At 64.9% G+C, this 26,087-nt stretch carries 16 protein-coding genes; 10 read left to right on the top strand and 6 right to left on the bottom strand.

From position 1 onward, the window contains the following. Positions 1 to 77 precede the first annotated feature (77 nt). Both ACIGGF_RS24565 and ACIGGF_RS24560 read right to left on the bottom strand, forming a co-directional pair. On the bottom strand, positions 78 to 1,229 hold the full coding sequence (locus ACIGGF_RS24565; RefSeq protein ID WP_397523697.1) for a DUF222 domain-containing protein: 1,152 nt from the start codon (positions 1,227 to 1,229) through the stop codon (positions 78 to 80). A 341-nt stretch (positions 1,230 to 1,570) separates the two neighbouring features. Then, entirely contained in the window at positions 1,571 to 3,043 is a 1,473-nt protein-coding gene (locus tag ACIGGF_RS24560) for a cryptochrome/photolyase family protein (protein ID WP_397523696.1), read from the bottom strand. Between the two features lie 139 nt (positions 3,044 to 3,182). Between ACIGGF_RS24560 and ACIGGF_RS24555 the strand changes: the two genes are divergently transcribed. The 4 genes from ACIGGF_RS24555 to ACIGGF_RS24540 all read left to right on the top strand — a co-directional run bounded on the left by ACIGGF_RS24555 (position 3,183) and on the right by ACIGGF_RS24540 (position 6,889). Beyond that, complete coding sequence (locus ACIGGF_RS24555) at positions 3,183 to 4,832, top strand: alkaline phosphatase D family protein (RefSeq protein WP_397523695.1); 1,650 nt, start codon at positions 3,183 to 3,185, stop codon at positions 4,830 to 4,832. A 21-nt stretch (positions 4,833 to 4,853) separates the two neighbouring features. Continuing rightward, complete coding sequence (locus ACIGGF_RS24550; RefSeq protein ID WP_397523694.1) at positions 4,854 to 5,696, top strand: rhodanese-related sulfurtransferase; 843 nt, start codon at positions 4,854 to 4,856, stop codon at positions 5,694 to 5,696. A 4-nt stretch (positions 5,697 to 5,700) separates the two neighbouring features. Then, a complete protein-coding gene (locus ACIGGF_RS24545; RefSeq protein WP_397523693.1) occupies positions 5,701 to 6,576 on the top strand; it encodes a pseudouridine synthase in 876 nt (291 codons plus the stop codon). Positions 6,577 to 6,643: 67 nt separating this feature from the next. Beyond that, on the top strand, positions 6,644 to 6,889 hold the full coding sequence (locus tag ACIGGF_RS24540) for a hypothetical protein (RefSeq protein WP_397523692.1): 246 nt from the start codon (positions 6,644 to 6,646) through the stop codon (positions 6,887 to 6,889). 134 nt (positions 6,890 to 7,023) lie between these two features. Here ACIGGF_RS24540 and ACIGGF_RS24535 read toward each other — a convergent pair whose 3' ends face one another. The 3 genes from ACIGGF_RS24535 to ACIGGF_RS24525 form a co-directional block, all read right to left on the bottom strand. Then, positions 7,024 to 12,501 carry a carboxyl transferase domain-containing protein gene (locus tag ACIGGF_RS24535; RefSeq protein ID WP_397523699.1) on the bottom strand — a complete coding sequence of 1,826 codons (5,478 nt, stop codon included), beginning with the start codon at positions 12,499 to 12,501 and terminating at the stop codon, positions 7,024 to 7,026. 417 nt (positions 12,502 to 12,918) lie between these two features. Further along, positions 12,919 to 13,590, bottom strand: a complete 672-nt coding sequence (locus tag ACIGGF_RS24530) for a TetR/AcrR family transcriptional regulator (protein WP_397523691.1) — start codon at positions 13,588 to 13,590, stop codon at positions 12,919 to 12,921. A gap of 14 nt (positions 13,591 to 13,604) precedes the next feature. After that, on the bottom strand, positions 13,605 to 14,207 hold the full coding sequence (locus tag ACIGGF_RS24525) for a dihydrofolate reductase family protein (protein WP_397523690.1): 603 nt from the start codon (positions 14,205 to 14,207) through the stop codon (positions 13,605 to 13,607). Positions 14,208 to 14,461: 254 nt separating this feature from the next. On the opposite strand from ACIGGF_RS24525, the gene ACIGGF_RS24520 reads away from it, so the two are divergent. From ACIGGF_RS24520 to ACIGGF_RS24500, 5 genes are all read left to right on the top strand, one after another. After that, positions 14,462 to 19,603: an AAA domain-containing protein gene (locus ACIGGF_RS24520; protein WP_397523698.1), complete on the top strand. Its 5,142-nt coding sequence runs from the start codon at positions 14,462 to 14,464 to the stop codon at positions 19,601 to 19,603. Positions 19,604 to 19,679: 76 nt separating this feature from the next. Further along, positions 19,680 to 20,885 (top strand): metallophosphoesterase, encoded by a 1,206-nt coding sequence (locus tag ACIGGF_RS24515; RefSeq protein WP_397523689.1) that lies wholly within the window; start codon positions 19,680 to 19,682, stop codon positions 20,883 to 20,885. Between the two features lie 28 nt (positions 20,886 to 20,913). Then, positions 20,914 to 21,765, top strand: a complete 852-nt coding sequence (locus ACIGGF_RS24510) for an HAD hydrolase family protein (RefSeq protein ID WP_397523688.1) — start codon at positions 20,914 to 20,916, stop codon at positions 21,763 to 21,765. A 45-nt stretch (positions 21,766 to 21,810) separates the two neighbouring features. After that, entirely contained in the window at positions 21,811 to 22,359 is a 549-nt protein-coding gene (locus ACIGGF_RS24505) for an LpqN/LpqT family lipoprotein (protein ID WP_397523687.1), read from the top strand. Between the two features lie 109 nt (positions 22,360 to 22,468). Continuing rightward, positions 22,469 to 23,170: an SDR family oxidoreductase gene (locus ACIGGF_RS24500; protein ID WP_397523686.1), complete on the top strand. Its 702-nt coding sequence runs from the start codon at positions 22,469 to 22,471 to the stop codon at positions 23,168 to 23,170. Between the two features lie 31 nt (positions 23,171 to 23,201). Here ACIGGF_RS24500 and ACIGGF_RS24495 read toward each other — a convergent pair whose 3' ends face one another. Further along, entirely contained in the window at positions 23,202 to 24,089 is an 888-nt protein-coding gene (locus tag ACIGGF_RS24495; RefSeq protein ID WP_397523685.1) for a LysR family transcriptional regulator, read from the bottom strand. 96 nt (positions 24,090 to 24,185) lie between these two features. On the opposite strand from ACIGGF_RS24495, the gene ACIGGF_RS24490 reads away from it, so the two are divergent. Next, positions 24,186 to 25,562 carry a plasmid pRiA4b ORF-3 family protein gene (locus tag ACIGGF_RS24490; protein WP_397523684.1) on the top strand — a complete coding sequence of 459 codons (1,377 nt, stop codon included), beginning with the start codon at positions 24,186 to 24,188 and terminating at the stop codon, positions 25,560 to 25,562. Positions 25,563 to 26,087 lie beyond the last annotated feature (525 nt).

Genomic DNA, 26,087 nt, shown 5'->3' with positions numbered 1-26,087 from the left:
CGTTTCACAACACGAAGCGACCACACCATCACGGGCGTCACGAGAAGCATCCTCCTCGGCTGCAGCTCCGCGTGCCGCTAACTTAACGGCATTGGAATATGGTGGCCTTCGGTCCAGGCGGCGGGTTTTCCGCAGCCGGGGAACGCGCAGCCGTGGTCGCGGGCGGTGAGCGCGCGTTTCTGTTTCGCGGTGACGGTGCGTGCGGTGCGAGCGAGGTTCAGCGGGTTGCCGTTCTCGTCCATCACGATCGCGGTCAGAAGGCAGTCGCAGGCCAGTTGGCGTGAGGTGTTGCGCGAGAGCGGCCCCATCCAGGGCAGCCACCCGACGGAGGTGCCGTCACCGAACAGATCCCGATACGCGCCACGGTCACTGCCCGTGTCACTGTCGGTGTCAGAGTCGGGATCACTGTCGGATCCTGCTGCTGCGCGGGTGGTTTCGTCGTCGGTGATGTCGTCGCTGTTCTGACAGCTCAGGCTGTGGAGGTCCTGCAACCGGATGTGCAGGTTGATGTGTGGTTTCTCCCCACCTTCGGTGGGGCGATCGCTCGAGGCGAGGTAGCGGTCGAGGATGTGCCCGAAGGCGTCGGCGCGCCGTCTGGCGGGGCTGCGTGGGTCGGGGGTGCCGTCGGCTGCGGGCCGTGGTTCGGTCAGCGGGGAGAGTGCGGTGAAGAGCTTTTCTGCGGTGACGGCATCGAAGTCGGCTTTGAGGCAGAGGCGTTGGTTGAGCATTTTCGATGCGAAGAGTTCGTTGCGGTCGGTGTCCTCAGGGGGCGGCTTCTCGCTGCCGTAGGTGTCTTTGAGTTTGGTGATCGCTTCGCGGATCTTGTCGGTGCGTGCCCCGGGCCCGGTGGCGGCGGTGATCATTGCGGCGCGGGCCATGTCTTGACCAGCTTGTGGGAGGAGTTTCGGTGGTGTTTCGGCGAAGCCGAGGATCAGGGCGGCGTGGTCGACGGTCATGCTGCCGGTGTTCACGGCGTCGGCGATGTCGGGGAAGTTCTTCAGGCCGCGGGCTAGGGCCACGATCTTGTTCGCTTTGCTCGGGGTGAGCAGGGTGGTGGAGGTGAGCCAGCCGGCGGGTCCGGGGAAGCCGAGCTTCTCCCGGGAGACGCGGGTGTCGATTTCGGCCACGAGGGCGATCCGACGGGCTTCGAGCAACTGAATCTGGTGGGAGACGGCGGCGGCGTCGGCGAGCAGTTCTGCCTCGCTCAGTTGCCAGATCTCCGTCGTCATGGGTGCGAGTGTATCGAACATGCGTTCGACTGGCAACCATCGTTGAATCGAAAACTATTGCTGTGCAGAAGGATTCGACAGCACAAACCTGTCGGTGGTCCGTGGTAGACGCTCGATCTCTCCGGCGATTGCACAATCACGCGGTTCGACGGCGAGAGGCAGACCCGAGCATCGATGCATTCGGACTGGACCCATCGACCTGGACGTCGCCCGAGTGCCGGGCTGGGCCAGATGCCTGAATCGGGGCGGTCGATATTGACGGCTTCGGACAGAGCAACGCCGCTCTAGCTACTGTCGAGCTTTCTCGCAGGTAGCGACTCTCGGTTGAAAACCCCAGCGCGTCAGTACACCTCGCGTTGGCGTTCCTGTTCCAGCACCTGCTCGAGGTCGCTCAATCGGTTCATCGACGACACCTGCCGTGCCGTGCGGTGATTGAGCGCCAACATCTCTCGGTGTCGGTGCACGAAGGCCCAGTAGCCAGCGGTGTAGGGGCAGGCGTCGTCGCCCAGTCGCTTCTTGGGGTTGAATTCGCAGGTGCCGCAGTAGTCGGTCATGCGGTTCAGGTACGCGCCGCCGGAGGCGTAGGGCTTGGTTGCGATTACTCCACCGTCCGCGTGTTGGCTCATGCCGATCACGTTCACCGGCATCACCCACGCGAACCCGTCGACGAACGCCGTCGCGAACCACTCCGTCAGCGCTCGCGGGTCCCAGGCATGTTGCAGCGCAAAGTTTCCCAGAATCATCAGTCGGGGGATGTGGTGCACCCAACCGCGATCGCGCACACCGTCGACCGTGCTGGACAGGCACTTCGCAACTACCGCATCGCCGTCCAGATCGAGGAGCCACTCCGGCAGTGGCTCATGTGCTCCGAGTTCGTTGCGTTCCATGTACTCCGGTCCCAGATGCCAGTACAGGTGCCATACGTACTCGCGCCAGCCGAGGATCTGCCGGACGAAGCCTTCGACGCTGGCCAGCGGGGTGCCGTCTCGATGGGCGTCCTCGGCTGCGTGTGCCACGTCCAGCGGTTGCAGCAGTCCGAGATTCAGCGGTACCGACAGCAGCGAGTGAGACATCGTCCAGTCATCGGCCATCACCGCGTCCTCGTATTTGCCGAAGTCGTCCAAGCGATAGTTCACAAAGTGTGCCAACGCTTCCGACGCCTCATCTGCGGTCACCGCGAACACCCGTGGCCCGTCGACTCCGACGGTGTCGAGGTCCCACGAGTCGAGATCGGCACGCACCTCGTCATCGATGGCGTCCTCTGTCGGCCACCACGGCGCGTCGACCCCGAGTGTCAGGCGTCCCTTCGGCGGGGGTGACTGGTTCTCGGCATCGAGGTTCCATTTTCCGGAAACCGGGTCGGAACCCTCCATCAGCACCCCGAACTTCTTGCGCTGCTCGCGGTAGAACGTCTCCATGCGGAAAGTGCCGCGCTCGGCCGCCCAATCGGCGAACTCGGACCGGTGCAGGGCGAACATCGGACTCGGCAGCACCTCCGAGACCAGACCCTCCTCGTGCAACGCGGCGACGAACTTCTCGGCGGCGTGCGACGTGGGTTCGTAGACCACCACCGGCTTGCCGTACTCGGCCAACCCTTCGCGATAGGTCTCGGTCTGCAAATAGGTGACGCGATCGCTGAGCTCGTCGGCCAGATGACGCATCCCCGACAACACGATATGGAGCTTCTGTCGGTGATACCGACGCCGCCGGAACACGCGTCGGGATTCGATCATCAGCACATCTCGATCGGCATGCTCGTCCACCGAATGAAAATGCGGACCGAGCTGATCACCGAACAACCACAGAGCGTCCATTCTCCGAGTGTTCTCCCGCAGTGACCCCGGCAAACCCGACCTCCCCGTCGTGCGCGTTTTGCGTACCTGGAACTACGCAAAACGCGCACGAGGGGGACCCCGACTTGACCACCGACCATCCATCGCATGGACTGACCCGATGCACGTTGAGTCTGCGCTCTCCAGAAGAACGTTTCTTCGCTCGTCGTCGGTCGCCGTCGTAGTGGCCGGAGTCGCGACGACACTGCCGGCGACCGCCTACGCGCAGGGCAGCGACCGGGGCTTTCTGCACGGGTTGGCGTCGGGAGATCCGTTACCCGACGCGATCGTCCTCTGGACTCGCATCACCCCCGTGCCCGACGCCACCCCGGGCTCCGCCGTCGGCCCGCAGGTGTCGGTGACCTGGCGAATCGCCCGAAACGCAGACATGAGCAACGTCGTCGCCTCCGGAACCGTCTCCACCGGCCCCGATACCGATCACACCGTCAAGGTCGATGTCGACGGTCTGGCCGCAGACACCACGTACTTCTACGATTTCCGGACGAGCGACGCGGCATCGGCTGTCGGAACCACGCACACCGCACCGGCCAACGACGCGGACGTCGACGCGATACGCTTCGGTGTCGTCTCGTGCTCCAACTGGGAGTCGGGGTACTTCGGTGCCTACCGGCATCTGGCGGCCCGGGGAGACCTCGACGCGATTGTCCATCTGGGCGACTACATCTACGAGTACGAGACGGGCGGGTTCCCGGGCCGTGACGGGGTGATTCGGCAGCATTCGCCCACGCACGAGATCGTTACGCTCGCCGATTACCGTCAGCGCCACGGCCAGTACAAGTCCGACCCCGATCTGCAGGCAGCGCACATCGGGGTTCCGTGGATCTGCACGTGGGACGACCACGAATCCGCCAACGACGCTTATGACACCGGCGCGCAGAACCACACTCCGGGGGCCGAGGGCGATTGGTTCACCCGCAAGGCAAATTCCGAGCAGGCCTACTACGAGTGGATGCCGGTGCGCGCCGCCGGCTCCGCGACCAACCGTCACCTCTACCGCCGGCTGCGGTTCGGCAACCTCCTCGAGCTGTCGATGCTGGACCTGCGCACGTACCGCTCGCAGCAGGTGCTGCCGTTCAACGGAACCGAGGTCGATTCTCCCAATCGCACCATCACCGGTGCCGACCAGATGCAGTGGCTCACCGACGGCATCGTCTCGTCGCCGACGCAGTGGAAGATCGTCGGCAACCCGGTGATGATCACACCGACGTTGATCCCGCCACTGGACCGCAACACAGCCAAGGCCATCACCTCGCTTCTCGGGATTCCGGAAGGCGGTCTGCCGTACAACGCCGATCCGTGGGACGGCTACACGGCCGACCGCAGCAGGCTGCTCGGTGCCATCGTGGACGCGGGCGTCGACAACACCGTCTTCATCACCGGCGATATCCATTCGGCCTGGGCGTGCGAGGTGCCGCTCGATGCGGCCCGCTACTCGACGACCGAACCCGCTGCCACCGAACTCGTCGTCACCTCGGTGAGCTCGGCCAACATCGACGATCTGACGCGAACTCCGCCGCACACGCTGGGCCGGGTCGCCGAGGAGGCCTTCAAGGCGCTCAACCAGCACGTGAAGTTCGTGGACCTCGACAGTCACGGGTTCGGCGTATTTCAGGTCACCAAGACGGCGGCGCGGATGGACCACTGGTTCCTCACCGCCAAGGAGGATCCGCAGACGGGTGTGTACTGGGGAGCGGGCTTCACCGTCGATTCCGGCACCCAGCGCGTCCGGGCGGCGGCGCCGCCCGCCTGACGACGCGCCATACTGGTCGGTGTGGCTGTACCGAAAATCGTCCTGTTCTACGTGTTCACTCCACTGCCCGATCCCGAGGCGATCCGGCTGTGGCAACAGACGCTGGCCGCGTCGAACAAGCTGACCGGACGCATCCTGATCTCCGAACACGGCATCAACGCGACGGTGGGCGGCGACGTCGACGACGTCAAAAGGTATGTCCGCGGCACCCGCAGCTACCCGGCTTTCAAGGACGCCGACATCAAGTGGTCCGATGGGCTCGGTAACGATTTCCCGCGCTTGAGTGTGCGGGTGCGCGACGAGATCGTCACGTTCGGAGCCCCCGGGGAATTGAAGGTCGACGCCGACGGGGTTGTCGGCGGCGGCACCCATCTGAGCCCGCATCAGGTGCACGAGCTCGTCGATTCTCGCGGCGACGACGTCGTCTTCTTCGATGGCCGCAATGCGTTCGAGGCAGAGATCGGTAAGTTCAAGAACGCGGTGGTGCCCGACGTCGAGACGACGAGAGATTTCGTCTCCCAGCTGGATTCCGGTGCCTACGACCATCTGAAGCAGTCTCCGGTGGTCACGTACTGCACCGGGGGAGTGCGGTGCGAGGTGCTCTCGTCGTTGATGGTGGCCCGGGGCTTCGAGGAGGTTTACCAGCTCGACGGCGGAATCGTGCGCTACGCAGAGACTTTCGGCGACGACGCGCTGTGGGAGGGTTCGCTGTTCGTCTTCGACAAGCGGATGGCGCAGAACTTCTCCGACCACACCGCCGTCATCGGACGCTGCAGTGCCTGCGGCAATCCGACGTCCCGGTACCAGGACTTCGACGGCGACGCCGGGCGCGGTCTGCGGTTGATCTGTCTCGACTGCGCGTAGAAGTATGCTGCCCTTTCGTGATGGTCTCGCCCCGCTGAGACTGCTGCTGCCGCATGGTCATTCGGCCACCACCGTCGTGGAGTATCTCGAACGTGAGATGCCCGACGACGACTGGCGGCGGGCCATTCGCGACGCCGTAGTGGTCGACGAGAAGAGCAGGCCCATCACCCTGGATTCTCGGTATCGCGCCGGGAGTCAGGTCTACTTCTATCGTGTTCCGGCCCAGGAGGTTCCGGTTCCATTCGAGATCGACATCCTGCACGAGGACGATGATCTACTGGTGGTCGACAAGCCGCATTTTCTGGCCACCATCCCGCGCGGCCGGCATGTCACCGAAACGGCGACCGTCAGGCTGCGCAAGCAGTTCGATTGCCCCGACCTGACGCCCGCGCACCGACTCGATCGCGCCACCGCCGGGGTGCTGCTCTTCACCAAGACCAAGCATGCCCGACGGCCGTATCAAGAACTCTTCTCCTCCCGCAACGTCACCAAAGAGTACGAGGCCGTCGCAGGATTCGATGCAGCACTGGAGTTTCCGCGCATCGTGCGCAGTCGAATCCTCAAAGAGCACGGGGTGATGACGGCATACGAGGAGCCGGGGGAGCCGAACAGCGAGACCCTGATCGAACTGGTCGGCACCTCAGGTGACTTCGCACGCTACCGACTCTTTCCGAAGACGGGCAAGACCCATCAGTTGCGAATCCATTTGTCGTCCCTGGGTATTTCCATCATGAACGACCCCTACTATCCGGTGTACACATCGACTCCGGCCGACGACTTCACCCGGCCGTTGCAGCTCCTCGCCCGGGCACTGGACTTCATCGACCCACTGACCGGGAAACTGCGGCGCTTCGTCAGCGCCCGCGTACTGCAGCTCTGACGGCGAGGAATCGTTCGTTCGGACGATTGTGACATTTCGGACGCGAGGTTAGCGTGTCGAGCGAGCCATGTCCGATGGAAGAGAAGAGGAGAACAGCGTGAAGCGTCGTATTGCTGTTGTGCTGGGAGCCGCAGTCATCGCCATAGGGTCGCCGGCAGTCGCGGTGGCCGACACGGGAAGCGCGAGCACCGGTAGCGCTAGCGGTGCGTTGGGTGGTTTCGAGTTGCTGGGCCGCCTGTGGGAGGCCTGCGCGGTGACCATCTTCACCGGTCAGTGCACCGGAGTCGTGGCCACAGATTTGACCTACTGGTAACGCGCTCCGAGCCGACCCCCAACCGACAAACGCGCGCGCGTTCGCCAGACGCTCACGGAATCGTTCACCATTCCGTGAGCATCCAGCGAACGCGCGCGCGTGTGCGTCCAGCCCGGAGTCCTACAGACCCAGGCCTACGTAGCCAACGACCGCGCCATTCCGCGTTCGATTGCGGCGACCAATTGCGGGCGTAGTTCGGCGGCGGGGACGATGTGGTGCACCGACCCGACGTTCTGTGCTCGTTGGATGTTGTGGATGGCCTCGAATTCGGCTGCCACTTCACCCAGTTTGGCGTTGCGGGCGTTCGCTCGCACGGTGGCCAGTTCGACGCGCAGGGCCGAGCGGGTTGCGTCGTCCTCGGCGGCGTTCAAGCGTGCTTCGAGTTCCTTGACGTCGGCGTCCGCTGCGGTGCGGGCGTTGACGTCGCGGGTGAACACCACGGCTGCTGCCGGGGCACCGCCGAGTACGGAGGCGAAGGATCCCTCGACGGCGAGGACTTCCATGTTGTCGTTGAGCGCTCCGGAGAACACCACGAATGCGCCGCCGTGGTAACGCGAGACGACACAGAACACGACCGGTCCGTCGAAGTTGACGATGGCGCGGCCGATCTCGGCACCGTATTCGAGCTGAATGTTGCGGAGCGACTCCGGTGACCCGTCGAATCCGGAGAGGTTGGCCAGCACCACGATCGGTCGGCTTCCGCTGGCGGCGTTGATGGCTCGTGCCGTCTTCTTCGAAGAGTTCGGGAACAACGTTCCCGAGGTCCACTGATCGGGGCCGTCGGAGGGGAACCAGCCCTTGCGGGGGATCGCCCGCGACTCGATGCCGATGACGGACACCGGGATTCCGGCGAGGTGGGCGTCGAACACCACGGAGGTGTCGGCGTCGGCCATGTCGGCCCAGCGCTCGAGTACCGAGTGATCCTGGTCGACCACGGCGCGCATCACCGTGCGGATGTCGAACGGCTTCTTGCGGTCCGGGTTGGTGACCGAGGAGAAGATGTCGCCGACGGTGGTGAAGTCGCTGGACGGGTGCACGTGCGGGTAGGTGCGCACGTCCCGCTCGGTCGGGTCGGCCGTGGCTGCTCGACGCGGGAAGCGTTCTCCCGGTGCGGCATACGCGTGATCGTAGTGCGCGAACAGGATGTCGCACGCGGCTCTCAGGTTCGGTGCCCAGTACTGCGCCTGGCCGTTGGGGCCCATGACGCGGTCGTAGCCGCCGATACCGAAGTTGTCCTCGGCCGAGACGCCGCCGGAGTAGTCGAGCGACTGCTTTCCGGTGAGCACCATCGCACTGTCGGGGGTCATCACCAGGATGCCCTTGGTGTGGGTGAGCATGGTGGCTTCGGCGTTCCAGTACGGCTGCGCACCGACGTTGATGCCCGCGACGACGATGTTGATCTCACCGCCGGCCTGGGTGAAGGTGATGATGCGGCGCAGGCCGCGGGAGACCCAGTCCATGTTCTCGGTGCCCGATTCCATGGAAATCGTTGCGCCGGAGGACAAGGCGAACCACTCGACGGGTGCGCCGAGCTGTTCGGCCAGGTCGATCGCTGCGACGATCCGCGAGCATTCGGCCTGGGCGACCGTACCGAGCGCCTTGGTCGGGTCACCGAACAGCGCGACGCGGGTGATGCCCTCGGGGTACTTGGCCGTGGGTGTGGTCGCCACACCGACGATGACGCCTGCGGAGTTGCGACCGTAGGGACGGTCCACCGGGGCGAGTACGCCGTCGGCGTCGAAGTCGTACTCGGTGAACGTGCCACCGTTGCTGCTCAGCAACGGAATCAGCTCGTACGGGTACACGGTGCCGCGCGCCTGCGACCGCTGCACCTTCTGGGTGTACTCGTCGAGCGGACGCATCGGCTCGGTCGGCGGCGGGGTGACCTTGGCGACGATGCCGGCACCGGACCGGTAAGACAGACGCAGCGCCACCTCACGCGGTGTTGCGCCGGGCGTTTCGGCCAGACGTGCGATGAGGGTGATCTCTTCGAGTCCGGCACCGATGGTCAGTGGGGCGATGTGCCGGGCGATGGTGGCGATGCGGTCGGCGGGCACGTTCAGTACCGGCCAGACGTAGAGCACGACGCGGTTGGCGTCGAGGCGCTTCTTGCCACGCCCGGCCTGGGCGCGGCGGATGCCGTCGAGGCAGGCTGCGACGGTTCGCTCGATCTCCGGTACCGCGACGATGTTTCCGGCGTCGTCCAACTGTGTTGTGACTCCCCGGATTTCAGCCAGGGCGACGAGTCGCTCGTCGGAAGGATTCTCCTTCGACGTCAGGTGGAACAGGTACGTTCCAGCGCTGGCGGGCAGGCGAACGCCGTCGAAGTTCTTCAGTCGCCACAGATCGAGTCGCTGCCCGGTCAGCGGGTGCATGTCCCGAATGATCGTGTCTTCGGCGAGCGGCTCGGACCCTTCGACCGTGGTACGACGGTAGGTCATCTTTCGGGTGGCGGACCCGAAGGCGGTTACCGTCACCCGACGCCAGTATCCCGAGCCGGGGTGTGCGGCCAGTACGGCCTGCAGCTGGTCCGACAGCGCATCGCCGTCGGTCGGAGCGTCCGGCCACGACAGGTAGAGGTCGACGGCCAGGTTCTCCGGCGACGGTCCGGCGATATCGTCCACGGCATCCAGAGTGGTTGCGAGAGAATCGAAGTCGGTTGCGGTGGAGATCAGGTGCAATTGCTCGCCCGCGAGCTCGAAATTGCCGGTGACGAAGTATTTTCCGTCGCGGTCGAAGGCCTTCACGTCTTCGAGGGTGCGAATCTCGTAGTACTGGCGAGTGATCACCTCGAGCAAGGCCCCGGGGTCGGTGATCCGTTGCGCCAGTAGCTCGATCAACGGCTCGGGGGTGGATACGAGCGCGGCGACGCGGGCCGAATAGTCGGGGGCGTCGGGGTTCTCGGCGAGGTACTGCAGGCTGCCGCGGACTCCGTCGTAGATCTTCTCCCGTGCGGTGCGGATCTGTGGCTCGTCGAACAACCGGAAGCGCAGGTTGCGAGCGACGTCTCCGATGACGGGGTAGCGGGCCTGGGTGGCACCGATGAGCCGTTCGAGTACTTCGGCCATCGCGGGGGTGGCGTCGGGCTGCGCCGAGGAGTCGCTGAGCCAATGGCCGAGCAACGCCGCGATGACCGGAACCTGGTTCTCCATGCGCTGCAACGCCAGGAAGACGCGGTATACGGCCTCTTCGAGTTCCGGTGTGCGGCCCTCGTCGATGGCGGCGTCGTAGTGGGCGAGAGCGCGAGTGAGCTTGCCCCGGAAAGATTCCGGCAGGCCCTGAACGTCTGCGTCGAGGGACTGCATGAACGAATGGAAGTGCTCACGAGGGGAGTGGACGCGTTCGTCGGTGCTCTCCTCGTCCATCGTCGGCCGGTTCCGGGAGAGTTCGCAGATGTCTGCGAACGTGTTCAGCAACGACAGTTCGGCACCGACGAGCTCCGAGTCGTTCCGCGGTACCTCGGCGCGCAGAGTCTCGTACGTGGACAACAGGTTTCGAGCGCGCGCTCCGCTGACGTCGAAGCCGGTGATGAGCGCGGCGAGTTCGTCGAGGCGGTCCAGCGCCCGGCGCTGCGGCGAGCGCTGCGCGGCGTCGTCGATACCGCGGAACTGGACGCGCGGTGCCTGCTCGGAGACCTTCTGTTCACCGGCCTGATCGACGCGTAGCAGGGCGGCTCCGGCGTCGACCTGTCCGTTGACCGAGGCCAGGACCTCGCGCACGGTGCCGGCGTACGGAGACCGGACTGCGGTTTCCATCTTCATCGACTCGAGAACGACCAGGGTCTGTCCTGCTTCGACCTCGTCGCCGACGGCGACCGGAACGGCGACGACGACGGCGGGTGCCGGCGCGCGGACCAGCCCGGCCTCGTCCTGGGAGATCTGGTGGCTGACGCCGTCGACCTCGACGAGGAAGTGCGCGGGTCCGGCAACGGTGACGACCTGGTACCGGCGATCGCCGACAACCAATCGGCTCTCGTAGGTGCCGAGACGTTCGAGGTCGACCTGCAACTCTCCGACGGCATCTCCGTCGATGCTGTAGCGGTGCGTGCCGGTCTGGCCGACTTCGAGCTTGTAGGCCTGGCCCTGGTAGTTGAGTTCGACGGTACGGCCGATGGCATGGGTGGCGCGGGGGCGACCGCCGCGGGCGGAGTTGAGGAACGCGGAGCGTTCGCGGGCCTCCTCGGCGTCGTAGGCGTCGATCGCGGCGGCGATGATCGCGATGTCGGCGACGGCCGTCGGTCCCACCTGCGAGCCGGCCTCGGTGCGGTCGAGCCAGCCGGTGTCGGCGGAGGCGGAGATGACTTCCTCGCGGTCGAGCAGGCTCAGCAGGAACGACTTGGTGGTGGTGCCGCCGTCGATGACGACGGTGGTCTCGCGTAGTGCGTTGCGCAGTCTCGCCAGTGCTTCGCTGCGGTCGCGGCCCCAGGCGATGACCTTGGCGACCATCGAGTCGTAGTCGGGCGGGATGACGTCGCCCTGGGCAATCCCGGTGTCGACGCGGATGCCGGTGCCGAGGGGGAACTTGAGCAACTCGACGGTGCCCGGAGCCGGAGCGAAGCCGTTGTCGGCGTCCTCGGCGTTGAGACGGGCCTCGACTGCGTGACCGAACTCGGGCGGGCACTCACCGGGCAGCGCCTGACCGTCGGCGACGAGGATCTGCAGTTTCACCAGATCGATACCGGTGGTGTACTCGGTGATGGGGTGCTCGACCTGGAGGCGGGTGTTGACCTCGAGGAACGTGAAGATCTTCTGCTCGGGCTGATAGAGGTATTCGACCGTGCCTGCGCCCTGGTATCCGGCGGCCTTGACGAGCTCTGCCGAGGCGGTGCGCAGTTGGTCGGACTGTTCCTTGGTCAGCAGCGGGGAGCTGGACTCCTCGATGACCTTCTGGTTGCGACGCTGGATGGAGCAGTCGCGTACACCCGGAGCCCAGACATTGCCGTGGCTGTCGGCGATGACCTGTACTTCGACGTGGCGGGCATCGGTGACCAGACGCTCGAGGAACACCACGGGGTCGCCGAAGGAGCGCTCGGCCTCACCCTGGGTGCGTTCGAGGGACAGTTCGAGCTCGTCTTCGTGAAAGACCTTGCGGATGCCGCGGCCACCGCCGCCGGAACGTGCCTTGATGATCAGCGGGTAGCCGATTGCTGCTGCGTGACGGCGGGCGTCTGCGCGGGTCTCGACGGGGCCGCCGGACCACGGTGCGACGGGGACGCCGACCTTCTCGGCGAGGATCTTGGCCTCGACCTTGTCGCCGAGGAGGCGCATCGCGTCGGCGGACGGGCCGATGAAGGTGATGTTCAGGCGGGCGACCAGGTCGGCGAACGTCGGATCCTCTGCGACGAAGCCCCACCCGACCCACACTGCGTCGGCGCCGGATTCCACCAGCGCGGCCTCGAGGACGCTGTAGTCCAGGTACGCCGAGCCGGAGGCGGGCTTACGCAGCGTGACGGCTTCGTCGGCGAGGCGGACGAACATGGCCCGCTTCTCGGCCTCAGTGTGCAGCGCTACGGTGCGGATGCCGTAATCGTGTTCGGCATTGAGCTCTCGGACGGCTCGGATCAGCCGTACTGCTGCCTCGCCTCGGTTGACTACTGCAATCCGCTTGAACAACGTATCTCTCTTCGCTCGGTGTAGGCGCACATCGCGTCGGTGCACTCGATGGGAGGTGGGTCCGCGGCTGGGCATGTCCGATTGATGGTTGTCGGGTCGTTCCGACGACTCCATTCCTGCGCCCATGCAGCACTCCGGTCGACTTATTCTAGCGGCAACCTGGCACTGTGCCGTGCCAACGGCGTTCGGGGTGAGTGTGATTGATCACGAACGCGTCAATTGGTTTATGTGACAACGCATTCCGCATTCGTCAATTTCTCCTCTCGACCTCATCTCGGTTTCGTACTCGCGAGTAGCGTTGTCGGGACTCATCATTCGTGATTCCTCACCGTCTCTGGCTACCGGCGAGTACATTACCGGCGGGTACAGGTCGAGGAAGGCGGTTTCGAGCGGGGGACAGGTCGCCGAGGGCGGCGTTCATCGGCTGTGTCCGCCACTCCTGTCCGGTAGCCGCAACGCGTTCACCCACAGCTTCGTCGCGGTGGCGAGCAGCGCCTCGTAATCGGAGTCGGGATTGCCGTCCTCGGCGTCGACGACGAAGTGGTTGAACGCGAGGCGACTGATCATCGACGACAGCGCACGGGAGGCGAGCAGGGGGTCGAGTTCGGTATCCGCCACGCCGCGTTTCTGCAGGCTCTCGATACTGCGCGCATTGCGCCGAACGAACGCGTCGGCCCGTTCGCGGCGCAGCCGGTGAAACTCCGGATCGATGTTGGATACCTGCTCGAGCAGGGCCATCAGCTTGGCGTTGCGCCGATATGCCTCGAAGTAGGCCCGGTTGCTCGCTGATATAACGGCGGCGGGGTCGTCGTGCGGGTCCACCCGTTCCGTGCCTGGATGCAGCATGTCGTCCCTGGCCTGTTCGAGCACAGCGGCGAGAATTTCTTCCTTGCTGGTGAAGTACGTATAGAACGTTCCTGCCGAGCAGTGCGCAGCCCTGGTGATGTCGATCAGCCGAGAATCGAGGTATCCGCTGTCCTCGAAAACGCGTCGGGCGGCTGCCACCAGAGCGGATCGGGTCCTCAGCCCGCGCTCGGTCGTCGGCTGACGAGTCGGCGGCTCCCCTTCGGAAACCGGTGCGGCAGGCATTCAGTCTTTATACGTCATAGCTCACCGCCGTCGGAGCGAACCAGCCGAGTGAACCGCACGCCGCTGTCGAACTGGCGTGAGTGCAGATGCTCGAACCTGCGGACGGTCGGCGGCTCGGGTCCGGCATCGGGGGCGAACAGCCCGATGCCTCGGCCGAGCACGACGGGGTAGACCTTCAGGAACAGCTCGTGGATCTCGTCGACGAGCTGGCCGGCGAGGTTGCCGCCGCCGCAGAGCCACACGTCGGCATCGTTGTCCTCGGCTTTGAGTTCTCGCACCAGTTCGATCGGGTCCCGGCCGACGACCGGCTCGGTGGCGTCGGCCGAGGCGGGCAGTGTGCGGGAGAAGACGTACTGACGCAGATGCGGGTACGGGCTGGTGATGCCGATGTCGAGCGCGGGTTGCAGGGTTGCCCGGCCCATCACGACCGTGTCGAACCGCGCCGGCGGGGCATCGATACCGAGTGCGGCGCGCACATGTACCGGCAGCGTCTCGGGCAACTCGGTGACGATGGCGTCGAGGTGATCACCGTCCGCGGCGAAACAGTCGTAGGTGCCGTCGGGCGCGGCGATGAACCCGTCGAGTGTGACGGCGATGTAGTAGACCAGCTTGCGCATGCGACGCTCCTGTCATCGGCGGCCGGTACCGGACCGGACGGGCCGCGTTTTCGGGTGTTGTTCCAGAGACCGAAGTCGGTCTTTGTGACCCAGCACTAGAACGCATTCTGTGTGCTCGAGACGCGGTGAACAAGCGCTTTTCAGCAGCTAGTGTGGCCGAGTGCGCAAGCACTGTCCCTGAATGGGACGACCATTCGAGTATCTGTGGGGAAACAGTGACGGCTGCAGCGGCTACCGGTCGTGAACACGACGACATGCTCAAGAGCAGGGTGCAACGCCTGCTGCGCTTTCTTCGCGAAATCGTCGAGGCGCGATCGAACCCGGTGCTCCGATTCGACGACCATGTGCAGGTCGAGTGGATCCATTCCGGTGACGTGCCCATGCAGCTGGATCCGCGAGCCGAACAGGGCGGCGTGGTTCTTCGCGCGCCGCGCATTGCGGTCGACGAGCCGCCGGCACCGCCCGAGCTGCTGTCGGGATGGCTCGATCCTCAGATCGTCGCCGACAGCCGCTACCGGGAGCTCGAGTTGGCCGACGCGTCCTCGGCCACCTCACGCCGTCGTGCAGAGGCTCAGGAATCCGATGCCGACTTCGATATCCGCAAGGCATACGAGATCAAGAAGGCGTTCGAGGAGTACTCGGAGTCGTGGAAGCAATGGGCGCAGGAGGATCGCGATCGGCGTCCGCAGGCTGCGCTATACCAGGCTCTGCAGTTGATGATGCAGGAGCTCGCGTCGCGGCCCGAGTCGATCGAACTCGTCGTCGCATCGGGTCTGTTGACGTCGAGTAACACCGACCCGCAGCGCAGCGTCCGCACCCACCTGATCACGCAGTCGGCCAACATCGAGCGCGATGTCCGCACCGGTGACCTGCTGGTCCGGCTCGCGGCGAACACGACACCGAGGCTCGAGGACGGTCAGCTGCTGACGGGCTCGAGCGAATTCGATACGTCCGGCTCGGTGGATTTGGCTCAGCAACTGCACGACTCGGTCGGATCGCCGATCGGAGCCGGCGTCGAACAGTTCCTCCGGGCGTGGGCGGCGCGAGTTCCGCGGCACGAGATCGAGGTACTCGACCGGCTCGGACCGCCCGGGGCTCTCGCGTACATCGACGACGACCGCACACTGACCATCTCGCCCGCCCTCGTGCTGCGTACGCGCGACTCGTTCGCGCTGATCGAGTACTACGAGCGGATGATCGCCGATCTCGATTCCGCGGACTCCCCGGTACCGCTGGGGCTCGCGCAGCTCGTCGATGCCATCGAACCGGCAGATCGGTTGGCGTGGCTCGAGCGCACCGGAGCAGGCCGGTCCGCCGTACTGGCCGAGGATCCATTGTTCCCGCTGCCGGCGAATGCGGAGCAGTCTCAGATCATCGAGCGTCTGGGACGCGACAGTGGCGTCGTAGTGGAGGGGCCGCCCGGCACCGGGAAGACCCACACGATCGCGAACCTGATGTCGGGGCTGTTGGCGCGCGGTCAACGGGTTCTGGTCACTAGTGAAAAGTCACAAGCTTTGCGGGTGTTGCGCGACAAGCTGCCGCCGGAGCTGCAGGAGCTCTGCGTGTCCATCACCGACCTCTCGCGTGGTGGTTCGGACGAGCTCAACCGCAGCGTCGCGAAGATTGCCGAACGCAAGACCTCGTTCGACGAAGCAAGCGAAGTGCAGAAGATAGATGCGCTGACGACCCAGCGTGCGTCGGCTATCGCCCGTCGGGCCGACCTACTCGATCGCGTCAGCACGCTGCGTGAATCCGAAACTGTTGTGCACGAGTATGTTTCGGACGGATACGTCGGGACGGTGTCCTCGATCGTTCGCAAGGTCAAAGCGGCCGAGAGCTCACACGAGTGGCTGCCGGGCCCACTGCTGGCCGACCGTCCACCATTCGGCGGAGCCGATGTCGATCGTTTGCGCAAGCTGATCGCCACCTCGGACGACTCTCGTCGACTGCGCTCCCGCCAGGTGTTGCCGCGTCCGGAGACGATGCTGCCGAACTCGGCCGAACTCGCTGCTCTCTGTCGGCGTGCGGGTGCGCAGACCGATGTCGTCTCACCGCAGGCGGAGGCCCTGATCGCCCTGCTCGACGGCGTTCAACCGGCCGTGTCCGCCGAGATCAGGCAACTGTGCGAGGAGCTTGCGGCCCGAGTTCGAGCGGTGGCCGAACTCGATGGTTCCTATGCGAGACTGACCGATTCCGTACTGTCCGGCGAGGCCGCACACCTGTGGTCGCGGGTCAGCGGACTCGACGTGTTGGTCGAGACTGCAGCTGCGTCGGATCGCTACGTCGGTGCCCACGACGTGCAGTGCTCGTCGAGTTCCGCGATGGCGCTGGCGGCGATGGACGCGTTCGCCGGCGCTCTGGAGTCCGGTGTCGAGTGGAAGCCGCGGTTCCGCCGCAGCGAAGAGCAGAAAGCTGTCGAGGCACTCGGCATCGTGGCCACGGTCGACGGACAACCTGCGACGACGGCAATGGCAGCGCGTCTGGTGGCCGAACACATCCGGGCTCTGGACACCGTGCAGACCGCGGCGGTGTTGCTGGCAGACCTCGCGATCATCGTTCCGCTCGACGGCACCCGCTCGATTCGCGTCAACAACGTCTCACGTATCGCCGATCGGCTGGGCCTGGTGGCATCGGTTGTGTCCGCGCGGGATGCCTTGGTGCACCGGCTGTACGCCATTTCCCCTGCGGCACCGTGGATTCGGAGCCTGGCAGAGGCTCATGAGATCTCCGAAGCCGCCGATACCATCGCTACGCGGATGGATATCGATGCCGCACGTGCCGAACTCGATGCGCTGCAGTACTCGGTCGCCACGCGGATCGACGCCGGGCCCTCGCCCGAGGGCTCGGCACTCGTGAGCGCATTGAGCACCGCGGATCCGGCGGAGTTGGCTGCCGTTGTCGCCGCGTATGCGCAGGCGTGTGCCGAGCAGGAGGATCAACTGCTGCTCGAGTCCATGTCTGCCTCACTGTCTGCCGTGGCACCGGCCTTGTTCGACCTGGTCCAGGACACCGCAGCCGACGTCGAATGGGACGAGCTGAGCTGGCAGATGTCGAAGGCCTGGGCGTGGCGTCGTGCTCGCGAGTGGGTCGGCGAGCAACACCACGGCGGTCTGGAACTGCAGCTCGAAGCCGAGTTGGCTGCTGCTGACACCGACATCGCATATCTCACAACACGTCTCGCTGCCGCGAGTGCCTGGCGTAAGAGCCTCGAGCGCATGACTGTCGTCGAGGTCCGTGCGCTGCAGACCTACCGCGAGCACATCTCGAGTATCGGATCCGGGGCCGGCAAGTATGCCGAAACCTACCGCAGCGCAGCACGATCGGCGATGCGCGAGGCGCAGAGCGCCGTGCCTGCCTGGGTCATGCCACTGTCTCAGGTGCTGGCGTCGATTCCGCCGGTACCGGGAAGCTTCGACGTCGTCATCGTCGACGAAGCAAGTCAGGCCGACATCACCAGCCTCTTCCTGCTGTATCTCGCGCCCCGGGTCATCGTGGTGGGCGACGACCGTCAGTGTGCCCCCGCCGACGTCATGCAAGCAGGCACCCTCGAGGATGTGTTCGACCGACTGGACGTCTACCTGCCCGATCTTCCCGAACATGTGCGGGCGACGCTGACACCGAGGTCGAGTCTGTTCTCCATGTTGCGCACCAGGTTCGGCCAGGTGGTGCGCTTGCGTGAGCACTTCCGATCGATGCCCGAGATCATCAATTGGTCGAGTCAGCAGTTCTACGGAGACTCGCCGCTCGTACCCGTGCGGCAGTTCGGGGCGGATCGGCTACCGCCGTTGCGGCACACCTACGTTCGTGGCGCGACGGTAACCGGAAAGAACGCCTCGCTCGTCAACCGCACCGAAGCCGTTGCGATCGCAGAGCAGATCGCCGACTGCCTCGAGGATTCCTCGTACGACAACCTGACCTTCGGCGTGGTTGTGCTGCAAGGACAATCGCAGGTCGACGAGATTCGCAACGAATTGATCAAGCGCATCGGCATCGAACAGTGGGAACAACGTCGGCTCCGCGTGGGCACGCCGCCGGACTTCCAGGGCGACGAACGAAACGTCGTGTTTCTCTCGATGGTGGTGGCGCCCGACCAGAACTTCGCGACCCTCACCGCCAACCAGTACAAGCGGCGATTCAACGTGGCTGCCTCGCGGGCACAGGATCAACTGTGGCTCTTCCATTCGGTCACCGTCGACCGCCTCAAGCGAGCCGACCTACGCAATTCGCTGCTGAGCTACGTCACCTCCGTCTCGCCCGCACCGGCCGATCCGATGCCCGTGAACGTCTCACGTGAGGTTCGGACGGCCCCCTTCGAGACGCTGCTCGAGCAGCAGCTGTTCGTCGACCTCGTCGAACGGGGTTTTCACGTCAATCCCGGTGTGGAGGTGAACAATCGGCGTCTCGGCCTCGTGGTCACCGGAGAATCCTCGCGGCTGGCGGTGGAGTGCGACGGTGACACCTTCCTGTCCACGTCGGCGCAGCGCTTGGCCGACCTGCAGCGCGAGCAGGAACTCAAGCGCTGCGGCTGGACGTTCTGGCGGGTGCGTGAATCCGAGTACCACCTCGACCGCGATGCGGCGTTGGACAGTCTCTGGGCCACGTTGGCGCAGCTGGGAATCAAGCCCAACAGTGTCGTGGTGGACGGCGCTGCGGCCTCCGACGAGGCGTGGACGCCGGTGCCGCTCGAGAGCTCGCAGTTCGATGATTCCGGCGCTTTCGAGACCGCGTCCACCGACACCTCCCCGGTCGAACATCGATCGGTGTTGTCCCTGTGGACCATGCCGCACATCGACATCCCGACGGAGGGCCGACCCGGTCACCGGGAAGCACCCGATCCGACGCCAAGCAACGGGTCGGGAACCAACGGGTCGGGAACCAACGGGTCGGGAAGCAACGGTTCCGGAACGAGCAATGGTTCTGGAACGAGCAACGGCTCCGGAACGAATGGGTCGGGAATCAACGGTGCGCACAAGACCGACGGACCCGTCACCTCCCGTGGTTCTGCACAACCGAATCGATCGTCGGCACCGAATGGATCGTCGTCACCGAATCGACCGTCGATGACCAACGGATCCACGCAGCCCAAGGCAGAGAACCCGGCAACCGCAGAGAACCCGGCAACCGCAGAGGGCGAACGCACGTCCGAGAACGGAACGGCGTCGCCCGCACGGGCTGCGGACGTGGCTGCGGCGGGAGACGAGCGCACACCGAACGCCGAGTCGCCGCAGTCGGGCGGTACCGTGCCGGACGAGGGCACGGGCGACGCGATTTCAGCGGAGTCCGACGAGACCGCTACCGAGTCGAGCGGTCTCGACGAATCGAAGGACGAAAAGATCACCGAGCACGAGCTGCCACTCAACGGTCTCCGCGGATACACCACCCGCCGGCGGCCCTAGCGTCCTTCCGGCTCGGGTTCACAGTCGAACAGCCTCGGAAAACATATGGTTCCACCAGTACAGGGGTTCATCGCTGATGACAGATCGACAGACGCAGCACCCCGACGTGTCGGCTACACCGCACCGTTCGCGTAGCCGTCGAATCGTGGTTCCCGCCGTCGTGTTGACGGTCTGCGCGGTGCTCTTCGGGCTACCGACGTGGACGGTGGTGTTCGCGGATTCCCAGTGGGGATCAGCTGTGCAGATCGTCGGGACCGCACTTGCGGTCGCCGCATTCCTCGGGCTGCCCATCGCAATGTTTCTGGGCCATCGCCCCGGGCCCGAAGGGCGAACCAAGGATGCCTGGGCGCGCCTCGGAGACGTGCTGCTCGGTCTTGTCTGGATCGCATTCGTGTGGTCGGCGCTGTCACTGCTACTGCGGCTCGGCCTGTGGTTCGCCGGAGTCGACGACCCGATGCGGTCGCGGATCGTGTCGGTGACGACGCTGGGAGTCGTCGTCGTCCTTGCATTGTGGGGTCACTACGAGGCAATGCGGACGCCGCGGGTTCGGCACACGACCGTGAAGATCGACCGGCTCGGCGCTCGATTCGACGGTCTGCGGGTGGTTCTGGTGACCGACACTCATTTCGGTCCGCTCGATCGGACACGGTGGTCGCACCGATTGACCGATGCCGTCAATGCGCTCGAACCCGATGTGTTGGCGCATGTCGGAGACATCGCCGACGGTTCGGTCGATCGGCGTCGAGAACAGGCAGCGCCGTTGGAGTCCATGTCCGCAACCTCGGCGCGCGTGTACGTCACGGGCAACCACGAGTACTTCGGCGAGGCGCAGGAGTGGCTCGATCACATGGAGAGCATCGGGTGGAACGCCCTGCACAATCGGCACGTGGTGCTCCATCGCGGTGACGACGCGTTGATCATCGCCGGAGTCGACGACGCGACGGCAAAGGGCTCGGGTGCACCCGGGCACGGTGCCGATCTTCCCCGTGCACTTGCCGGCACCGATCCTTCGATGCCCGTGCTTTTGTTGGCCCACCAGCCCAAGCAAATCGGGGACGCTGTCGAGGCGGGTGTCGACCTGCAGGTGTCGGGCCACACACACGGCGGTCAAATCTGGCCGTTCTCGGCACTCGTACGCCTCGACCAGCCGGTGGTGCACGGACTGAGCAGTCACGGAACGCGAACACAGCTGTACACCAGCCGCGGATCGGGCTTCTGGGGTCCACCGTTCCGGGTGTTCGCACCGAGTGAGATTTCTGTCTTGACGTTGGTCGCAGGCTGAGGCAACGACACCTGGCAGTATCGGGCGGGTGAAGTCAGTCGGAGATGTCGTCGTGGTCGCAACCGATCTCGACGGCACGTTGTTACGTTCGGATCGAACGGTCTCGGCGCGTACCGCCGACGCGATGGCCGGTGCCGAGGCCGCGGGAATCAGGGTGGTGTGGGCGAGCGCTCGGGCGCGTCACTCCATCGACGAACTCGCTGCGTCCTGCGGTTTCCGCGGGACGGCCATCGGGGCCAACGGGGCCGTCGTTCTCGATCTGAGCAGCGGTACGCCGAACATCGTCGGCACCAGGTCGGTACCGGCCGAGACCGTGGTGTCGGTCACATCGCTCGTGCGATCTCTGATGCCCGGTGTTGCATTCGCGACCGTCGGTGCCACCCGGTTCGTGGCCGAGGCCGGGTATGCGGAACTGTGCGTCTTCGCCGACCATCACCGGCACCCGTACGAGATGGAGCTTTCCGAACACGGTCTGGCGGTCGAGGTCGAGCCGACTGTCAAAATCGTTGCTCGTCACAGGGATACAACAAGCGAGGCGCTGTACGAGCTCGTTGCCGCGGCCGGCGTGGACGGTGTGGAGTTGACGCACTCCGGTGCCCCGTACATCGAGATGTCTGCTTCGGGAGTGTCGAAGGCCAGTGCGCTGCAGGAGTTGTGTGAGCAGTGGGGGGTGGGGCCGAGTTCGGTTGCAGCCATTGGGGATGCGCGTAACGATTTGCCGATGCTCGCCTGGGCGGGCACTGCGCTGTGTCCGTCGAATGCCGCCGCGCCGGTGCTCGCCGTTGCAGATCGTGTCCTCGGTTCCAACGACGACGACGCAGTCGCGCGTTACTTGGAGGAGCTCACCAGCAACTTTCGAGGCCCGGTACAGCGCAGGTAGCGTCTGGTGTGCCCGTGATTCGTCCACCATCGGAAGGCGCATGCTGTGAACGACGCCCAGTCGCCGGAGGCGACCGAACCCACCACCATCGCCGAGTACTTGAACGCTCACGCACTGCGGGTGTCGCCGCTCGACGGTGCCGCCGCGGCAGAGCTGGGCTTCACCGTGCCGGTGCCCGCCGGCTGGCAGCCGCTCGACCCGGCGCAGTTTCCCGGAGCCACCCAGGTGATCGTGGAACCCAATCTCGTGGAGAACGGATTCGCACCCAATGCTGTGCTGCTGGTCGGTGAGCTCTCCCGCACGGTAGATCCGGAAGCGTTGATGGCGTTGGGGTTCGGTGACGGGCGGGCGATGCCCGGTTGGGTGGAGCGAGAGGCGAGCGCGGCGTCGTGGCTGGGCTGGCCGTCTCGATTCATTCGAGGCACCTACGTCGCCCAGGAATTGGACGCTGCGGTGACGACTCGGTACGTGGTGGTGGGCGTCGAAACCCAGTACCTGGTGCAATTGACGGTGACGACCTTGGCATCTCAGCTCGAGGCGTTGGCCTTCGACGTCGCAGCGATCAACGATGGTCTGACGACGAGTGAAGCGTAGGACCGAATCCATCGAATTTTTGTATGGCAAGTGCAGATGAATACGATTGCCCGAAGGTGAACTTTTCGTTTGGCTGGTGAGGAACCAATCGAACGAAAGGGTGAAGTGAATGCGCGTACTACTGATAGGCGGAGCGTCGGGCATCGGTCGGTCTGTTGCTGCCGAGATCGTCGGCAGGGGAGGCGAGGTGATCCTCGGTGGCCGACGTGCGGATGTGTTGAACGACGCGGTCGCGAGCCTCGGCCCGCAGGCGAGTTCGGTGGTCGTCGATCTGACCGACGAGGCCTCCATCGCCGCCGCGGCGGCGGTGGAGGTCGGACGGGTCGATCATGTGGTGGGTCTGGCAGCCGATCACGCGAACGGCCCGGTCGCAGAACTCGATGCCGCCGACATCCGGAAAGCGTTCGACGCGAAGGTGATCGGTCCCATTCTTGTTGCCAAACACTTCGCGTCGATCATCGCGGACGGTGGGTCGTTGCTCTTCTTCTCCGGCGTCGCCGCGTGGAAGCCGGCAACCGGACTTTCGGTGATGGCAACGACCAACGGAGCCGTGGCGTTCCTGGCCTCGGCACTCGCGGTGGAACTGGCTCCGATCAGAGTCAATGCGGTGTCGCCGGGCATCGTCGATTCCGGTGCTTGGGATTCGATGGGATCGAGGAAGGGTGAGTTCTTCGCCGAGACCGCTGATTCCAATCCTGCCGGTCGGGTCGGTCGACCCGACGACGTGGTGTCCGCCGTGCTCTATGCGCTGACCAACACCTTCGTCACCGGCACCACCCTCCATGTCGACGGGGGTGGGCAACTCGTCTGACGCGGACTCGATCGCTGTCCGCCGACGGGCGTCACCGCGGCCGACCGCTGGGAATCCCGCGGCGGAGCAGGTCGGCGATGAACCTCTGCACCAAGGGGTCACTCGGCGATCCGACCATTGCGATCACGGTCCGACTCAGTGTCGGCCGCAGGGGCTTGACGACACCGCCGAATCGAGCGGGGAGAGCCGACGTCGGCACCAGGGCGATCCCCAGGCCTGCATGAGCCAATTGTGCTGCGGTGGTGGCACTTCGAGTGCGCGTGCTGACCGCCGGGGATATGCCGTGCGCCGCCGCTTCGCTGTCGATCCACACTCCGAGCCCGTTGGACGAGTGGTAGTGAACCATCGGCCTGCCGCGGAGATCGTCCCAGGAGACGCCGGTCGCGTCGGTGAGATCGAGGCCTTCGGGTATCACCGCGACGATGTCTTCGGTGCCGATGTCGATCGTCTGCCCGGCGAATCGCTCCGACGCGGGGCCGACAGCCAGGTCGGACGCGCCGCCGGTCACGGAATCGGCCATGGCGTCGGCGCTGCTGTGTTCGCTCAGTTCAACGTCTACATCGCGATACTTGCGCGCCCACGCGCGCACTATCGGAGCGATCACAGGAACTGTCATCGACTCGACACAGGCCAGCCGGAGTCGACCGCGAGAACCCCCGGCGAGCGCTCGTCCGGAATCGACAACCCGATGAGCTGCCGCAAGTGCCGCTTGGGCGTCGGCCAGTACCGCCAGCCCGGTGGGGGTGGGGCGAACCCCTCGCGGCAGTCGCTCGAGAAGTGGTGTGCCGATCTCGCTCTCGAGGGAAGCCAGCTGATGCGAGAGAGCCGGTTGCGAGAGGTGCAGGCGCACCGACGCCGCGGTGACCGAACCGCACTCGACGACGGTGACGAAGCACTCGAGGGCACGCAATGTCGGCACCGTTCGAGGGTAGGTGTTCGTCGTGCACGCTGGAACACTTCGGTGCGGACGTGCGACGCCTGTGTCCGAGGCGTCGATCCGGCTAAGGTCGGTCGCATGTCGATCAGAACCGGCCGCGTCCGGCATCTGTCGGTGGTCCCCGATCTGCCGGACCCCGAGGAGCCGTTCGACGGCGACGCGACCGGGGTCACGGGACGAAACTTGGTCAACCTGGTGCTCAGAGTGACCATCGATCACACGCGACCGCAGGTCTGGCGTCTGGTGCGGATTCGGTCGGACTTGCTGCTTTCCGAACTGCATTCGGTGTTGCAACGTGTCCTCGGCTGGGAGGACCGTCACATGCATGCCTTCGACGTCGGAACCCCCGGTGCGATGCGTCGATTCGAGATGGCCGAGAGTCTCGACGACGAACCGGACGACGAGGCCGAGAGTGAAGAGCGGGTTCGGATCGACGAGGTACTCACGACACGCGGATCCGTATTGAACTATCAGTACGACTTCGGTGACGGGTGGACCCACACCATCGTTCTCGAGCAGGTCGACTCCGACATCGACGACCTACGCTCGGTCTGTCTCGATGGGGCGCGAGCGTGCCCGCCCGAGGATTGTGGTGGGCCATCGCAGTACGCGCGGGAGCTCGCGCGCGGCTCGCGCGAGTTCGCATCCACGTTCGATCCGGACCGTTTCGATGTGGATTCGGTCAACAAGGTGTTGCACGCACTGGACATGGGACGGTCGGTGCTCGCCGAGGCGGTCGCGACGTCGCCCTCTATCGGCAGACTGTTCGATCGAGTGCGGCCCACGGAAGTGCCGTCCCTGATGGCACTGTTGCCCCGGTGCGAGCTCACTATCGAGAGTTCGGTGGACTTGCCAGTAGCCGAGATCGCCACGGCCAAGTTGAAGTGGTTTCTCGGCAGGATCGGTGACGGCGGAGTTGCCCTGACCGCTGCCGGCTATCTCGAGCCCGCACTGGTTGCGGCTCTCCGAGACGAGCTCGACTGGGGTTTGGGGTGGGTAGGGACGAGTAATCGCGAAATCGACCACCATCAGGTGACAGACCTCCGTGAAGCGGTGCGGAACCTAGGCTTGACCCGCGTAGCCAAAGGCAGACTTCTGCGCACGAAACTGGGGGCGAGCCTGGCCGGCGACGCGGTGGGACTGTGGCGACATGCAGCGTCGCGGCTCCCTTTGGGTAGGGAGACGTACGAAACCGACGCCGCGACGCTGTTTCTGATTTCCCTCGCCGCATCCGCATCGTCGTCTCATCGCAACGACATGCTGATCGAAACCGTGGCCGAGCTGGGTTGGGCAAGTGAGGATTCCGGTGTCTTCGACGCACAGTTCGCAGCGCAGTCGACCGTCAGCCTGCTCGACCTCATCGGCGCGCATGGTCCACAGTTCTACTTCCGTGAGGGGGTCTCGGACTCGCCGAGTTGGTCGCGAAGATTCGCACGCGACGCCTTGTTGACCTGACGGCGTTTTGTCGACCTGGTCCTTGTGGAGTCGGCGGTTCGATCGAGCCTGGCCGCATCTGACCTGCCGATTTGCGTTGGTGGGGTTGGTGGCGTAACTTTTGTCGAGTCAGAGCGACGGACACCGACCTGGTCTTCACGGACTGGGGAACGAGGTTGGACGTGTGGCTTGGCAGGTTGTGTCCCCCAAGAGTCGGGCCTTGTGTCCGAGACCAAGCTGGGATACGCTGGAACAGTTGCCCTGGAGATCTTCGGACTGCGTGTCTGAGGGTCGAGAGTGTGTGCGTGTTCTTTGAGAACTCAACAGTGTGTCGATGAATGTCAGTGCCGAATGTTTTGGCGCTCACGCCTTTTGGGGTGTGGGTGTGACATCTTCTTGCTTCATTCTTCCCGTCTGGGGTGAGAAGGTTTTGTTTGTTTTGCTAGTTGAGTTTTTTTGCTAGTGATTTGACTTGATGTCTTTGACTGATTCGCAGCCTCTTTGGGGGTTGTTGTTTCGCAGGTCTTTTACGGAGAGTTTGATCCT

Source organism: Rhodococcus sp. NPDC078407, from assembly GCF_044542515.1.
Taxonomy (GTDB): domain Bacteria; phylum Actinomycetota; class Actinomycetes; order Mycobacteriales; family Mycobacteriaceae; genus Rhodococcoides.
The sequence above is the reverse complement of the archived record's forward strand: the minus strand, read 5'-3'. Positions and strand labels throughout refer to the sequence as shown.

Bases quoted from the DNA above. Each gene is read 5' to 3' on its own strand.
- ACIGGF_RS24565 (WP_397523697.1), bottom strand. From the start codon at position 1,229: ATGACGACGGAGATCTGGCAACTGAGCGAGGCAGAACTGCTCGCCGAC.
- ACIGGF_RS24560 (WP_397523696.1), bottom strand. From the start codon at position 3,043: ATGGACGCTCTGTGGTTGTTCGGTGATCAGCTCGGTCCGCATTTTCAT.
- ACIGGF_RS24555 (WP_397523695.1), top strand. From the start codon at position 3,183: ATGCACGTTGAGTCTGCGCTCTCCAGAAGAACGTTTCTTCGCTCGTCG.
- ACIGGF_RS24545 (WP_397523693.1), top strand. From the start codon at position 5,701: ATGCTGCCCTTTCGTGATGGTCTCGCCCCGCTGAGACTGCTGCTGCCG.
- ACIGGF_RS24540 (WP_397523692.1), top strand. From the start codon at position 6,644: ATGTCCGATGGAAGAGAAGAGGAGAACAGCGTGAAGCGTCGTATTGCT.
- ACIGGF_RS24530 (WP_397523691.1), bottom strand. From the start codon at position 13,590: ATGCCTGCCGCACCGGTTTCCGAAGGGGAGCCGCCGACTCGTCAGCCG.
- ACIGGF_RS24525 (WP_397523690.1), bottom strand. From the start codon at position 14,207: ATGCGCAAGCTGGTCTACTACATCGCCGTCACACTCGACGGGTTCATC.
- ACIGGF_RS24520 (WP_397523698.1), top strand. From the start codon at position 14,462: ATGCTCAAGAGCAGGGTGCAACGCCTGCTGCGCTTTCTTCGCGAAATC.
- ACIGGF_RS24515 (WP_397523689.1), top strand. From the start codon at position 19,680: ATGACAGATCGACAGACGCAGCACCCCGACGTGTCGGCTACACCGCAC.
- ACIGGF_RS24500 (WP_397523686.1), top strand. From the start codon at position 22,469: ATGCGCGTACTACTGATAGGCGGAGCGTCGGGCATCGGTCGGTCTGTT.
- ACIGGF_RS24490 (WP_397523684.1), top strand. From the start codon at position 24,186: ATGTCGATCAGAACCGGCCGCGTCCGGCATCTGTCGGTGGTCCCCGAT.